At 73.4% G+C, this 14,497-nt stretch carries 11 protein-coding genes; 9 read left to right on the top strand and 2 right to left on the bottom strand.

The window, feature by feature from the left end; translation table 11 throughout:
- The 7 genes from ACW62_RS00005 to ACW62_RS00035 form a co-directional block, all read left to right on the top strand.
- The coding region (locus ACW62_RS00005; protein WP_240477184.1) for an amidase family protein at positions 1-536 on the top strand (536 nt) is incomplete at its 5' end.
- A gap of 154 nt (positions 537-690) precedes the next feature.
- Positions 691-1,986 carry an ammonium transporter gene (locus ACW62_RS00010; protein ID WP_053202046.1) on the top strand — a complete coding sequence of 432 codons (1,296 nt, stop codon included), beginning with the start codon at positions 691-693 and terminating at the stop codon, positions 1,984-1,986.
- A 4-nt stretch (positions 1,987-1,990) separates the two neighbouring features.
- Positions 1,991-2,329, top strand: a complete 339-nt coding sequence (locus ACW62_RS00015; RefSeq protein ID WP_053202047.1) for a P-II family nitrogen regulator — start codon at positions 1,991-1,993, stop codon at positions 2,327-2,329.
- Entirely contained in the window at positions 2,326-4,968 is a 2,643-nt protein-coding gene (locus ACW62_RS00020) for a [protein-PII] uridylyltransferase (RefSeq protein WP_083458942.1), read from the top strand. The genes ACW62_RS00015 and ACW62_RS00020 overlap by 4 nt, the downstream gene beginning before the upstream one ends.
- 65 nt (positions 4,969-5,033) lie before the next feature.
- Positions 5,034-5,894 carry an ATP-grasp domain-containing protein gene (locus tag ACW62_RS35570; RefSeq protein ID WP_053202048.1) on the top strand — a complete coding sequence of 287 codons (861 nt, stop codon included), beginning with the start codon at positions 5,034-5,036 and terminating at the stop codon, positions 5,892-5,894.
- A gap of 47 nt (positions 5,895-5,941) precedes the next feature.
- Positions 5,942-7,915: a threonine--tRNA ligase gene (gene thrS, locus ACW62_RS00030; protein WP_053202049.1), complete on the top strand. Its 1,974-nt coding sequence runs from the start codon at positions 5,942-5,944 to the stop codon at positions 7,913-7,915.
- Between the two features lie 48 nt (positions 7,916-7,963).
- Positions 7,964-8,428, top strand: a complete 465-nt coding sequence (locus ACW62_RS00035) for an HIT family protein (protein WP_083459087.1) — start codon at positions 7,964-7,966, stop codon at positions 8,426-8,428.
- A 6-nt stretch (positions 8,429-8,434) separates the two neighbouring features.
- Here ACW62_RS00035 and ACW62_RS00040 read toward each other — a convergent pair whose 3' ends face one another.
- On the bottom strand, positions 8,435-9,475 hold the full coding sequence (locus ACW62_RS00040; protein WP_053202051.1) for an ArsR family transcriptional regulator: 1,041 nt from the start codon (positions 9,473-9,475) through the stop codon (positions 8,435-8,437).
- 108 nt (positions 9,476-9,583) lie between these two features.
- On the opposite strand from ACW62_RS00040, the gene ACW62_RS00045 reads away from it, so the two are divergent.
- Positions 9,584-10,561, top strand: a complete 978-nt coding sequence (locus tag ACW62_RS00045) for an MBL fold metallo-hydrolase (RefSeq protein ID WP_083458944.1) — start codon at positions 9,584-9,586, stop codon at positions 10,559-10,561.
- A gap of 37 nt (positions 10,562-10,598) precedes the next feature.
- Positions 10,599-12,071, top strand: coding sequence for a S10 family peptidase (locus tag ACW62_RS00050; protein ID WP_053202052.1), 1,473 nt, complete (start codon positions 10,599-10,601; stop codon positions 12,069-12,071).
- A gap of 135 nt (positions 12,072-12,206) precedes the next feature.
- On the opposite strand, the gene ACW62_RS00055 is transcribed toward ACW62_RS00050, so the two are convergent.
- Positions 12,207-14,339, bottom strand: a complete 2,133-nt coding sequence (locus ACW62_RS00055) for an elongation factor G-like protein EF-G2 (RefSeq protein ID WP_053202053.1) — start codon at positions 14,337-14,339, stop codon at positions 12,207-12,209.
- Between the last annotated feature and the right edge of the window lie 158 nt (positions 14,340-14,497).

Here is a 14,497-nt window from a genome sequence, read left to right on the forward strand (position 1 = left end):
AGGCCGGCATCTCCGCGCTCGGGCAGACCTACTACCCGCCATCGCTGGCCGCCGCGCTCGACCGCACCTGGCGCAAGGACGCCGAACTGTATCCGGAGCGCCGGCTGCAGCGCCTGATCGGCGAGTTCAGCGCCCGCAACCTCGAGGGCCGCCTCTACGCGCGGGCACAGAACGTCCGCGGCACCTTCGTCGCGGCATACGACCGCGCGCTCACCGACGTCGACGTCCTCCTCATGCCGACCTGCCTGACCACGGCACCGGCCTATCGCGAACGGCCGGACTTCCCGGCACTCCTGACGTGGGCCGAAGGCAACGACGACCGCGCCATGGGCCTGCCCGGCCTGCGCAACACCCTCCCGTTCAACTACACCGGCCACCCAGCCATCACCATCCCCTGCGGACGCTCCGACGGCCTCCCGGTCGGCATGCAACTGGTCGGCCGCCACCTGAACGAGGCCACCATCCTGCGCGCCGGCTACACGTACCAGCACTCCGTGCCGTTCGACGAGCTGATCAGGGTCGGCTCCGGCCGCTGAGCCGCTCCGTTCACGCACTCGTAACGCGCGAGTGGCGCATGTCACGTGGCCGTAATGGTCGCCGCACGCCCGAGTAACGACGGATCGCCACGATCACAGGGACGTGGCCGGCCTGTGAACGGGTCCGGCGTTCCGACTCGGCTAGGAGCCAACGATGCCCGAACTCAGCGCGGGCGACACCGCGTGGGTGCTCACGAGCGCGGCCCTCGTTCTGCTCATGACCCCTGGACTGGCCTTCTTCTACGGCGGCATGGTGCGCGCCAAGGCGGTCCTCAACATGCTCATGATGAGCTTCCTCTGCCTGGCGATCGTGCCGGTGATCTGGGTGCTGTGGGGCTACTCGCTGGCGTTCGACGGCAGCAACGGCGGCCTGATCGGCGGGCTGGGGAAGGTCGGCCTGGACGGCGTGGGCGTCGACAGCATGGCCGCGGCTCCGATCCCGGAGTTCGCCTTCGTCGCGTTCCAGGCGGTGTTCGCGATCATCACCGTCGCGCTGATCAGCGGCGCCGTCGCGGAGCGTGCGACGTTCCGGGGGTGGGCGCTGTTCGTGCCGCTGTGGGTGACCATCGTGTACTTCCCGGTGGCGAACTGGGTGTGGGGCGGCGGCTGGATCTTCGAGCTGGGCGCGCTCGACTTCGCCGGCGGCACGGTCGTGCACATCAACGCGGGCGCGGCGGGCTTCGCGCTGGCGCTGGTCCTGGGCAAGCGGGTGGGCTGGCCGAAGCAGCCGATGCGGCCGCACAACCTGCCGTTCGTGCTGCTGGGCGCCGGGCTGCTGTGGTTCGGCTGGTTCGGGTTCAACGCGGGCTCGGCGCTGGGCGCCAACGGGCTGGCGTCGGCGGCGTTCGTGAACACGCTGGTGGCGACGGCGGCCGCGGTGCTGGGCTGGCTGCTGGTCGACGTCGTGAAGCAGAAGCATTCGACGACGCTCGGTGCGGCGTCCGGCGCCATCGCCGGTCTCGTCGCCATCACGCCGGCCTGCGCGTTCGTCAGCCCGATCGGCGCGATCGTCATCGGCGTCGTCGCGGGCGCGGTGTGCGCGCTGTGCGTCGGGCTGAAGTACCGGTTCGGGTACGACGACTCGCTCGACGTGGTCGCGGTGCACCTGGTGGGCGGTGTCGTCGGCACGCTGATGATCGGCCTGCTCGCGTCGGCCGACTTCACCGGCGGCCCCGAGGGCCTGTTCTACGGTGGCGGCGTCGACCTGCTGTGGCGGCAGGCGGTGGCGGCCGCGGCCGTGATCGTGTTCTCCTTCGTCGTCGCCTACGCGCTGGGGAAGGTCATCGACCGGACGCTCGGGTTCCGGGTCAGCGAGGAGGAGGAGGTCGACGGCATCGACCTGAACAGCCACCTCGAGACCGGCTACGAGCTCACCTCGACGTCGGCCGGCCCCACCCGCGGCGTGCCCGCGCCCGCACCCGCCCGCGTCGACTCCACCCAGGGAGCATGACCTCATGAAACTCGTCACCGCCGTCATCAAGCCGTTCAAGCTGGACGAGGTCCGCAAGGCGCTGGAGGCGTTCGGCGTCAACGGCATGACCGTCACCGAGGCCAGCGGCTACGGCCGGCAGAAGGGCCACACCGAGGTCTACCGGGGTGCGGAGTACACCGTCGACCTCGTCCCGAAGGTGCGGCTGGAGGTGCTGGTCGACGACTTCGACGTCGACCAGGTACTGGGGGTCGTCGCCGAGGCGGCCCGGACCGGCAAGATCGGCGACGGCAAGATCTGGGTCACGCCGGCCGAGGCGGTCATCCGCGTCCGCACCGGGGAGACCGGGCCGGACGCGCTCTGAGCGCCACCACCGACCGGTTCGTCGCGCTGCGCCGGGCGATCGTCGACGACGACCGCCTCGGCGCGGCGCAGCGGGCCGCGACGCTGTCCGAGCTGGCCGACGGCTGGCTGGCCCGGCTGTTCGCCGACGTCCCGGCCGCCGCGCGGCAGGGCTTCGCGCTCGTGGCCGTCGGCGGGTACGGACGGCGCGAGCTGCTGCCCGGCAGCGACCTCGACGTGCTGCTGCTGGTCACCGGCCGCGGCGACCCGGCCGCCGTCGCCGACGCCGTGTTCTACCCGGTGTGGGACGCCGGGCTGGCGCTGGACCACTCGGTCCGCACGCCCGGCGAGGCGCTCTCCGTCGCGGCCGGCGACCTCAAGGTGGCGCTGGGGCTCATCGACGCCCGGCACGTGGCCGGCGACGAGGGGCTGACGGACGAACTGCGGGCCGGCGTCCGCGACGGCTGGCGCAAGCAGGCCGCCGTCCGGCTGCCGGAACTGGCTGCGATGTGCCGCTCGCGGGCGGCGAGCGTGGGCGAGCTGGCGCACCTGCTGGAGCCGGACCTCGTCCAGGCCTACGGCGGGTTGCGCGACACGCTGGCGCTGCGGGCCGTCACGGCGTCCTGGATCGCCGACCGCCCCCGCACCGCCGGCGTCGATCTCGCCCGGCAGTGGCTGCTGACCGTCCGCGACGCGCTGCACCGCACGACCGGGCGGCGGCAGGACCGGTTGCTGTTCGAGAACCAGGACGACGTCGCCGTCGCGCTCGGCCTCCCGGACGCCGACGCGTTGCTGCGCCGCGTCGCCGAGGCCGGCCGCAGCATCGCCTATGCCTCCGACGTCACCTGGCGCGACGTCGAGCGGACGCTGGCCGGGCTGCGCCGCCGCGGACGGCGCCGGCCCCTGGTCCGCCGCCCCCTCGCCGACGGCGTCGACGAGTACGACGGCGAGGCCGTGCTGGCCCGGTCCGCCGACCCCGTCCGTGATCCCGTCCTGCCGTTGCGCGCGGCCGCCGCGGCGGCGCAGGCCGGGCTGGTGCTGGGGCCGCAGACGCTGGCCCGGCTGGCCGCCGAGTGCCCGCCGTTGCCCTCGCCGTGGCCGCCCGCGGCGCTGGACGCACTGGTCAGCCTGCTGGGCGCTGGGCCGGGGATCGTGGCGGTGTGGGACGCGCTGGAGGCGGCCGGGCTGGTCGTGCGGTGGTTCCCCGAGTGGGAGCGGATCCGGTACCGCGCCACGCGCACCCCCGTCCACCGGCACACCGTCGACCGCCACCTCGTCGAGACCGCGGTCGTCGCGTCTCGGCTGACCCGCCGGGTGACGCGGCCGGACCTGCTGCTGCTCGCGGCGCTCGTGCACGACCTCGGCAAGGGGGTGCACGGCGACCATTCGGTGGCGGGTGAGCCGATCGCCGTAGAGCTCGGCCGCCGGGTCGGGCTGCCGTCCGGCGACGGTGCGCTGCTGGGCCGGCTGGTCCGGCACCACCTGCTGCTGCCGGAGATGGCCACCCGCCGCGACCCGGACGACCCGGCGACCCTCGCGACGGTGGTCGATGCCGTCGAGACGCCGGAGTTCCTGGACCTGCTCGCCGGCCTGACCGAGGCGGACGCGACGGCGGCGGGGCCGGTCGCATGGACGTCGCTGCGCTCCCGCCTGGTCGGCGACCTCGTCGAGCGGACCCGGCGTGCCCTGGCCGGCGGAGCAGCGGCGTCGGCGGTGGAGTCGCTGGTGGCGGCGTCGGCGTCGGCGGGAGTCTGTCGGTGCCCGCCCGTAGGGTGGGCACCCTCCCTAGAGGGGCGGGTCATACTTACCACGGCGCACGCGGACGAGCTCGCGCCGGCGGACGGCGATCGGGCCGGGCTGGCAGTCGAGATGACGCCGCCGGACGGCGACGGGGCCGGGCTGGCGGCCCAGGTGAGGCCGGCGGACGGCGACGGGGCCGGGCTGGCAGTCGAGATGACGCCGCCGGATGGCGACGGGGCCGGGCTGGCGGCCCAGGTGAGGCCGGCGGACGGGAACGGCGATCGGGCCGGCCTGACGGTCGAGGTGACACCGCCGGATGGCGACGGGGCCGGGCTGGCCACGGTCACGGTCGTCGCGGCGCGAGAGCCGCGGGTGCTGGGCGTCGTCGCGGGGGTGCTGGCGCTGCACCGGCTCGACGTCCGGTCGGCCCGTGCCCACACCGCCGGCGACGCCGTCGTGCAGGTGTGGCGGGTGGTGGCACGTCGCGGCGAGGGGCCGGACGGGGTGCGGTTGCGCGAAGACGTCGCCCGGGCGCTGGCCGGTCACCTGGACCTGACCGCCCGGCTGGCGGCCCGCGCGGCCGAGTGGCGGGGGGGGCGGGTCATCCAGCATGCCCGGCCACGGGTGGAGCTGCTGCGCGACGTGTCGGCGGACGCGACGGTGCTGGAGGTGCGCGCGCACGACGAGCCCGGCCTGCTGCACCGCCTCGCGACGGCGCTGAGCGCGCAGGGCGCGCAGGGCAGGCCAGGCGCGCCGGGCGTGGAGGTGCGGTCGGCCGTCGTCGGGACGCTCGGGTCCGAGGCGATCGACGTCTTCTATCTGGTCGACGGGGAGACCGGCGGGCCGCTGGGGGAGCGGGCCGAGGAGGACGCCGTGGCGGCCGCTCATGACGCGTTGGGAGCCGGCCGCGCCGACGAGTGAGCGGTGTCAGTATCGACGGGTATCGTCGGCGCTGTCGCCTGCGAAGACACCGGAAGGAACCGCCCATGCCTCGTGTTGCCCTGGTCACCTGCGCCGAGTTGCCCGAGCTCGACACCGACGACCAGCTGGCGGTCGAGCCGCTGCGCGCGCTCGGCGTCGAGGTCGAGACGCCGGTGTGGGACGACCCCGCCGTCGACTGGACGGCGTTCGACCTCGTCGTGCTGCGCAACCCGTGGGACTACGCGCGCCGCCGCGAGCAGTTCCTGGCCTGGACGCACACCGTGCCGCGGCTGCTGAACCCGGCGAAGGTGGTCGAGTGGAACACCGACAAGGTGTACCTGCGCGAGCTGGCCGCCGCCGGCCTGCCGGTCGTCCCCACCACCTGGCTGGCGCCCGGCGACGCCGCCGAGCTGCCCGAGAGCGGCGAGTACGTCGTCAAGCCGTCGGTCAGCGCGGGCTCGGCCGACACCGGCCGCTACGACCTCGCCGACGACGCCCAGCGCGCGCTCGCCGTCGCGCAGGTCGAGAAGCTGCTGGCGCGCGGGTCCACCGTCATGCTGCAGCCGTACCTCAGCGCCGTCGACACCGCCGGCGAGACCGCCATGCTGCACATCGGCGGCGCGTTCAGCCACGCCATCCGCAAGGGCGCCCTGCTCGACGGGCCCGACCTCCGCGACGGCGAGCCGCTGTGGAGCGAGCAGATCGAGCCGCGCGAGCCGACGGACGCCGAGCGCGAGCTGGCCCGCCGCACCCTCGACGCCATCCCGGGCAGCGACACCCTGCTGTACGCCCGCGTCGACACCATTCCGGGTCCCGACGGCACGCCCGTCATCCTCGAGGTCGAACTCACCGAGCCGAGCCTGTTCCTGGCCACGTCGCCGGGCGCGCCCGAACGTCTGGCGCACGCGATCACGGCCCGCCTCTAACCGCTACCATCGACCCCGGCCAGAACCCCCACACCAAGGAGCACGTCGTGTCCGAACAGATCCGTGTCGTCGTCGCCGGAAGCGAGCGACAGGTCGATGCGGGCACGACGGCGGCCGAGCTGTTCGCCGACGACGCCGCGGTGGTCGCCGCTCGCGTCGGCGGCGCGCTGGTCGACCTCGCCCAGGTGCTGGCCGACGGCGACGAGGTCGAGCCGGTGGCCATCGACAGCCGCGACGGCCGCGACATCCTGCGGCACTCGGCGGCGCACGTCATGGCGCAGGCGGTGCAGCAGCTGTACCCCGCGGCCAAGCTCGGCATCGGCCCGCCGGTCGAGAACGGCTTCTACTACGACTTCGACGTCCCCGAGCCGTTCACCCCCGACGACCTCAAGAGCATCGAGAAGCGGATGCAGCAGATCGTCAAGGAGCGGCAGTCGTTCGTCCGCCGCCCGGTCAGCGACGACGACGCCCGCGAAGAGCTGGCCGCCGAGCCGTACAAGCTGGAGCTGATCGGCCTCAAGGGCGGCGCCGCCGAGCAGGCCGCCGAGGGCGCGTCCGCCGAGGTCGGCGGCGCCGAGCTGACCATCTACGACAACGTCAAGCCCGACGGCGAGCTGGCCTGGAAGGACCTCTGCCGCGGCCCGCACCTGCCGACGACGCGGAACATCCCGGCGTTCAAGCTCATGCGGGTCGCCGCCGCCTACTGGCGGGGCAGCGAGAAGAACCCGCAGCTGCAGCGCATCTACGGCACCGCCTGGGAGAGCCGCGACGCGCTCAAGGACTACCTCGAACGCCTCGCCGAGGCCGAGCGGCGCGACCACCGCAAGCTGGGCCGCGAGCTCGACCTCTTCAGCTTCCCCGACGAGTTGGGCTCCGGCCTGCCGGTGTTCCACCCCAAGGGCGGCGTCATCAAGCGCGAGATGGAGGACTACGTCCGCCGCCGGCACCTGGAGGAGGGCTTCCAGTACGTCGGCACGCCGCACATCTCCAAGCAGGGCCTGTTCGAGACCTCCGGGCACCTGCCCTACTACGCCGACGGCATGTTCCCGCCCATGGAGCTGGAGGGCAGCTCGTACTACCTCAAGGCGATGAACTGCCCCATGCACAACCTGATCTTCCGCTCCCGCGGCCGGTCCTACCGTGAGCTGCCGCTGCGCCTGTTCGAGTTCGGCTCGGTGTACCGGTTCGAGAAGTCCGGGGTGGTGCACGGCCTCACCCGGGTGCGCGGCATGACGCAGGACGACTCGCACTCGTACGTCACCCAGGAGCAGGCCGCCGGCGAGATCACGCACCTGCTGAACTTCGTCCTCGGCCTGCTGAAGGACTTCGGTCTCGACGACTACTACCTCGAGCTGTCCACACGCGACCCCGAGTCCGACAAGTTCATCGGCACCGACGAGCAGTGGGAGCAGGCCACCCGCACGCTCGAGGAGGTCGGCGTGGCGTCCGGCCTCGAGCTGGTCCCCGACCCGGGCGGCGCCGCCTACTACGGCCCCAAGATCTCCGTGCAGACGCGCGACGCCATCGGCCGCACCTGGCAGATGTCGACCATCCAGCTCGACTTCAACCAGCCGGCCCGGTTCGAGCTGGAGTACCAGGCCGCCGACGGCACCCGGCAGCAGCCGGTCATGATCCACTCGGCGAAGTTCGGCTCCATCGAGCGGTTCATCGGCGTGCTGGTCGAGCACTACGCCGGCGCGTTCCCGCCTTGGCTGGCGCCGGTGCAGGCGGTCGGCATCCCGATCTCCGACGAGCACGTCCCGTACCTCGCGACGGTGGCGGCGAAGCTCGCCGAGCAGGGCATCCGGGTCGAGGTCGACGACTCCGACGACCGCATGCAGAAGAAGATCCGCAACGCGCAGAAGCAGAAGATCCCGTTCATGCTGATCGCGGGCGACGACGACGTCGCGAAGGACGCGGTCTCGTTCCGCTACCGCGACGGCAGCCAGAAGAACGGCGTGCCGGTCGACGACGCGGTCGCCGAGATCGTCGACGCCGTCCGCCGCCGCGTGCAGGTCTGACCGGTGCCGGAGGCCGACCGCCTGGAACGGCTGTGGACGCCGTACCGCATGGCGTACATCACCGGCGAGCCGGGCAACGGACGCGACGGCGACGGCTGCCCGTTCTGCGAGATCCCGCGCAAGTCCGACGAGGACGGGCTGATCCTGCGGCGCGGTGACACGGCCTACGCGGTGCTGAACCTGCATCCGTACAACCCGGGCCACCTCATGGTCGTCCCGTACCGGCACACCGGCGAGTTCGAGACGCTCACCGACGACGAGTCGCGGGAGCTGACGTCGATGACGCAGGACGCCGTCCGCGCGGTGAAAACGGCGTCACGCCCGCAGGGCTTCAACGTCGGCCTCAACCTCGGCGGCGTGGCTGGCGGGTCGCTCTCGTCGCACCTGCACCAGCACGTCGTGCCGCGGTGGAGCGGCGACGCCAACTTCATGACGGTGCTCGACAACACCAAGATCATGCCGCAGCTGCTGGCCGACACCCGGGCGCTGCTCGCCGCCGCCTGGCCCGAGTAGTCCGCCCTAGTCGTCCGCGAGACCGAGCGCCTTCATGGTCTCCGTGGCCCGCTCGGTCCGTTCGTAGAGCACCCGCCGGCCCTGCCGGCGACGCCGTACCAGGCCGGTGCGGTGCAGCCGGGCGAGGTGGTACGAGACCGTCGACGGCGCCAGCCGCTGGCGGGCGGCGAGCTCGCTGGTGGTACGGGCGACGCCGAGGTCGGACAGCAGCCGGGCCCAGCCGTCGCCGAACAGCCGCGCCGCACGCGCCGGCGCGTCCGAGCCCGCCCAGACCTGCCCCTGGCGCAGCGCCGGGTACCCGAGCATCGCGGTGCCGCTCCAGCCGTGCCAGACCGCCGGGTGGGGCAGGAACGCCGACGGCACCAGCACCACGCCGCCGGACGGCTCGAACGTCAGGTCGAACGGCCGGGGGAGGACGACCCGCGCGCCGTCCCAGCTCAGCCGCGGGTCCAGCAGCTCCACGACGGAACCGATGCCGCGGCCGGCCGCCTCGAACGCGTGCTCACGCACGTCCGCGTCGTTCACGGCACGCACCGACGGCCACAGCGGCGCGAGCGCGGCGTGCCAGAACCACTCGAGCTGCCGGGCCAGACACCGGCAGAGCCCGTCCACGCCCTGCCGCTCGAGGACGGAGGCGACGGGCGCGGGGAGCGCTCGGCGAGGCTCGCCCAAGACGCCGCTGAGCTGCGCGAACGGGTCCGGCTGCGGCGGCGGGTCCAGCCGGTAGGCGAGCGCGAGCTCCCGCTGGACGCGACCGGCCGGGGCCGTCGCCACCGCATGCAGCTCGTCGTCGAGGCTGGACTCGTACGCGGCCGGCACGGGAGCGAGGAAGTCCGGGACGTACCAGGTGGCCTCCTCGGCCAGCGCGAGCAGGACGCCGATGCGGTCGCGGTCGACCAGGCGCGCCGTGTCGGCCACCCAGTGCCGGGCGTACGGCGCCCGGCCCGGGTGGACGAGGACCTCGACGGCGTTCAGCAGCTCGGCCAGCTTGGGCAGCGCGAACCTGGTCAGGGCCAGGCGGGGCGCGTCGAGCGAGATCCCGAGCACGCGCAGGCACCTCGGCTTTCGATGATCGTCGAATCATTGGCCAGGCCATCGGCCCGCCTGGTCGACTTTGCCACGGCAACGCCACCACCCACGGACCAGGGAGGCACCATGTCCGACCCCACCGCGCCGGGCTCGCCGGCCGCACGGCACGGCATCGGCCGGCGCCCGTTCGTCGTCGCCGCGCTCGGCGCCGGGCTGACGGCGGCGGCCGCACACGTGACGGCGAGCGCGGGCCCGGCCGGCCGGCGGGTCTCGTCCGCGGCCCGCCACCAGGTCGGCGGGCTGGAGGTGATCGCCCTGCTGGACGCGTCCGGGCCGTTCCCCGCCGCCTGGACGGAGATGTTCCCCGACGCCACCGACACCGACTGGGCGGCGGCCCGGGCGATCGACCCGGCCGCGTTCGGCGACGACGGCCGCTGGCACCTCGACTTCCACTGCTACGCCGTCCGCCGCCCGTCGGGCCGGGTGATGCTGGTGGACAGCGGCGTCGGACCGGCCGGCAGCCCGGCGTCGGGCTGGGCGCCGGTGCCGGGCCGGCTGCCCCGGGCACTCACCGAGGCGGGCATCGCCGCCGGCGACGTCGACCTCGTGGTGATGACGCACCTGCACGAGGACCACGTCGGCTGGGCCGTCGGGCCGGACGGGACGCCGATGTTCCCCGACGCCCGCTACCTGGTGCAGCGCGACGAGGTCGACCATCTCGCCGGCGACCCCGGCAGCGTCGTGTGGGGCTACGTGGTCGAGCCGCTGCTGCGGACCGGTCAGCTGCACCAGGTGCGCGGTGCGGCCCGGCTGCCGGCCGGCCGCCGGGGCGAGCGGGTGCTGGCCGTGCCGACGCCCGGGCACACTGTCGGGCACCAGTCAGTGGTGGTCGGCGGGCCCCGCGACGAGGTGATCATCACCGGAGACGTGCTGGTCCACGCCGTCCAACTGGCCGACCCCGGTGTCGCCTACGCGCTGGAGAACGACCAGGCGACGGCGCGCGCGACCCGGCGGGCGCTGCTGCGGCGCGCGGAGCGGGCGGACGCGGTGCTGGCCACCGCGCACCTGCACACCCCCTTCGTCCGCAGCCGCCAAGGCCGGTGAGGCGGCGAATCGACCCGCGCCGATAGGGTCGGCGGCTGTGAGCGACCCCGAACCGAAGCCCAAACCCAAGGACGACGACGTCCCGCATCTCGAGGACGAGCTGGTCGTCACTCACCACGTCCTCGACATCCCGGACGGCCCGCTGCACTACACGGCCAAGGCCGGCCGGGTCGTGCTGTGGGAGGACAAGGTCGAGGACGACGTGTGGAAGGGCCGCCGGCCGCGCGCCCAGGTCGGCCTGACGGCGTACACGCTCGACGACGCCGCCCCCGGCACCCGCCCGGTGACCTTCGCCTTCAACGGCGGCCCGGGCTCGGCCAGCGTGTGGCTGCACCTCGGCGTGCTGGGGCCGCGCCGCGTCGTCATGGGCGACGCCGGCGAGCTGGCCCCGCCGCCGTACGGGCTCGCCGACAACCCGGAGTCGCTGCTCACCGTCAGCGACCTCGTCTTCATCGACCCCGTCTCCACCGGGCGCTCCCGCGTGGTCGACGGCGAGAAGGCCGGCGACTTCCACGGGTTCACCGCGGACATCGAGTCGGTCGGCGAGATCATCCGCCAGTGGGTCACCGCCGAGGGCCGCTGGCTCTCGCCGAAGCTGCTGGCGGGGGAGTCCTACGGCACCACCCGCGCGGCGGCGCTGGCCCAGCACCTGCAGGGCTCCGGCATGTACCTCAACGGGCTCATGCTGATCTCCTGCGTCCTCAACTTCGGCGCCCACGACTTCACGGAGGGCAACGACACCGCCTACGCGCGGTTCCTGCCGTTCTACGCCGCGACCGCCCACTACCACGGCAGGCACGCGGGCCGGGAGCTGCGCGACGTCGTCGCCGAGGCCGAGGAGTACGCCGGCCGCGACTACCTCTACGTGCTGGCCCGCGGGTCCCGCCTGAGCGACCAGGAGCGCGCCGACGCCGTCGCGACGCTGGCCCGCATCACCGGCGTCGGCGAGGACTACGTCGACCGCGCCGGCCTGCGGCTGGAGCACTGGCGCTACTTCACCGAACTGCGCCGCACCGACGGCCTGAGCGTCGGCCGCCTCGACTCCCGCTTCACCGGCCCGGCCGGCGACGGTATCGCCGACGGCATGGACGCCGACCCGTCCATGGACGCGATCCTCGGCCCGTACGCGACGGCGTACCAGCACTACGCCCGCGCCGAGCTCGGCATCGAGGACACCTCGCCGTTCCATGTGTTCGGCCGCGACGTCATCGGCAAGTGGAGCTACAAGGAGTTCGAGAACGCGTCGGTGTCGGTGCTCGACCGCCTCTCCCGGGCCATGCGGCAGAACCCGCACCTGCGCCTCCACGTCGCCTTCGGCTACTACGACGGCGCCACCCCCTTCTCCTGCGCCGAGGACGACCTCGCGCACCTGAACATCCCGGCTGAGCTGCAGGGGAACATCGAGCGCCGGTACTACGAGGCCGGCCACATGATGTACGTGCACGAGCCCAGTCGCCTGCGCCAGAGCGCCGACCTCGCCGACTTCGTCCGCCGGGCGACCACGACCTGAGGGGTGCGTCTCCGGGCACCTCTCAGGGGACGGGGGCAGTTGGGGCACACCTCGGGCATCGGGGACGACCAACGGCGCACCCGCGACGGCCGACGTCGCCGACGAGACGCCGACACGATCAAGCAGATCACGGAACTAGGGTCGGTCCGCCGTCACCTTGGCGGCGAGGTTGTGCGGCATCGGCTCGTAGCGGGAGTAGCGGCGGGTGAAGGTGCCGGTGCCGTGGCTCATGGCGCGCAGGTCGATCGCGTACCGGACGATCTCCGTCTGCGGCACGTGGGCCCGCACGACCGTGCGCCCGGAACCCACCGTGTCGGTGCCCAGCACCCGGCCGCGCCGACCGGCGAGGTCGCCCATGACGGCGCCCACGTAGTCGTCCGGGACCATGACGGAGATCTCGTCGACCGGCTCCAGCAGGTTCACCCCGGCCGCGGACGCCGCCTCGCGCAGCGCCAGGCCGCCGGCCGTCTGGAATGCCATGTCGGACGAATCGACGCTGTGCGCCTTGCCGTCGTGCAGCGTCACCCTGATGTCGACCATCGGGTAGCCGGCGACGGTGCCGCGCTCCATCTGCGCACGCACGCCCTTCTCCACCGACGGGATGAACTGGCGCGGCACCGAACCGCCGACGACCTTGTCGACGAACTCGAAGCCGCCGCCCTCGGGGAGCGGCTCGACCACGATCTCGCAGACGGCGTACTGGCCGTGGCCGCCGGACTGCTTGACGTGCCGGCCGCGGCCGTTCGCCTTGCCGGCCAGCGTCTCGCGCAACGGCACCCGCAGCGCGACGGTGTCGATGTTGACGCCGTGGCGGGTGCGCAGCCGGTCGAGGACGAGGTCGGCGTGCGCCTCGCCCATGGTCCAGAGCACCAGCTGGTGCGTCTCGCCGTTGTTCTCCACCCGCAGCGTCGGGTCCTCGGCCACCAGCCGGGCCAGCCCCTGGACCAGCTTGTCCTCGTCGGCCTTCGCGGACGGGACGATCGCGAACGGCAGCAGCGGCTCGGGCATCGTCCACGGCCGCATGAGCAGCGGATCGTCCTTCGCCGACAGCGTGTCGCCGGTCTCGGCGCGGGACAGCTTGGCGATGGCGACGATGTCGCCGGCATGCGCCTCGGCCACCGGCCGCTGCGTCTTCCCGAGCGGGCAGGACAGCGCGCCGACGCGCTCGTCCTCGTCGTGCTCGTCGTGCCCGCGGTCGGCCAGGAAGTGGCCGGAGACGTGCACCGTCGCGTCGGGGCGCAGCGTGCCGGAGAACACCCGGACCAGGCTGACCCGGCCGACGTACGGGTCTGACGTGGTCTTGACGACCTCGGCCAGCAGCGGGCCGGCCGGGTCGGCGGTGATGCCGTCGCGGGGCGTGCCGTCCAGCGTCGTGACCTCGGGCAGCGGGTGCTCGGCGGGGGAGGGGAAGCCGCCCGCGATGACCTCCAGCAGTTCCTGCGTGCCCAGGCCGGACGCGGCGCACACCGGGATCACCGGATGGAACGACGCCCGCGCGACCGCCCGTTCGAGGTCGTCGACCAGCACCTTCAGCTCGATGTGCTCGCCGGCGAGGTAGCGCTCCATCAGTGTCTCGTCCTCGGACTCCTCGATGATGCCCTCGATCAGCTCGCCGCGGGCCTCCTCCAGCAGCGCGGCCTCGTCGTCCGACGGGTCTCGCTCGGCGCGCCGGCCGCCGTCGTACGTGAAGACCCGCTCGCTGAGCAGGCCGACCAGCGCATCGGTCCCGCTGGGCAGGTAGAGGGGGAGCACCTGGTCGCCGAAGCCGTCGCGGATCGCGGCCAGCGTGCCGGCGTAGTCGGACCTGGGGTGGTCCAGTTTGGTGAGGACGACGACGCGCGGCATGCGGACCGCCTCGCACTCGGCCCAGAGCAGCCGCGTCGTGCCGTCGATCGGTTCCGCGGTCGAGACGACGAACAGCGCGCAGTCGGCGCCGCGCAGCCCGGCCCGGAGGTCACCGACGAAATCGGCGTAGCCGGGGGTGTCGAGCAGGTTGATCTTCGTCTGCTCGTACAGCAGCGGGGCGAGCGCGAGACCGACCGACCGCTGCTGGCGGATCTCGCTCTCGTCGTGGTCGCTCACGGTGGTGCCGTCCTCGACCCGGCCGGCCCGGTGGATCGTCCCGGACGCGACGAGGAGGGCCTCGACCAGCGTGGTCTTGCCGGAGGACGTCGGGCCGACGACGGCGACGTTGCGGACGTCCACCCCGTCGGCCGGAGGTACGCCTCCGGCGTCGGACTGTTCTCCTGCCTGGTGCCGTGCCGCCATGGGCCAGCCTCCTGACTCGCAGGCGACGCGCGGCCCGGCGGTCCCAGCGCCTCGTTGCGCCGCCGCGGTTCGTAGATGTGGTGATGGCCACTTTGCTGCCGGACGCGTGGATGCGCAAGGGTGATCGGCATATCGCCAGTAGCATGGCGGCGCCGGGT

This window comes from Jiangella muralis (assembly GCF_001270745.1).
GTDB lineage: Bacteria > Actinomycetota > Actinomycetes > Jiangellales > Jiangellaceae > Jiangella > Jiangella muralis.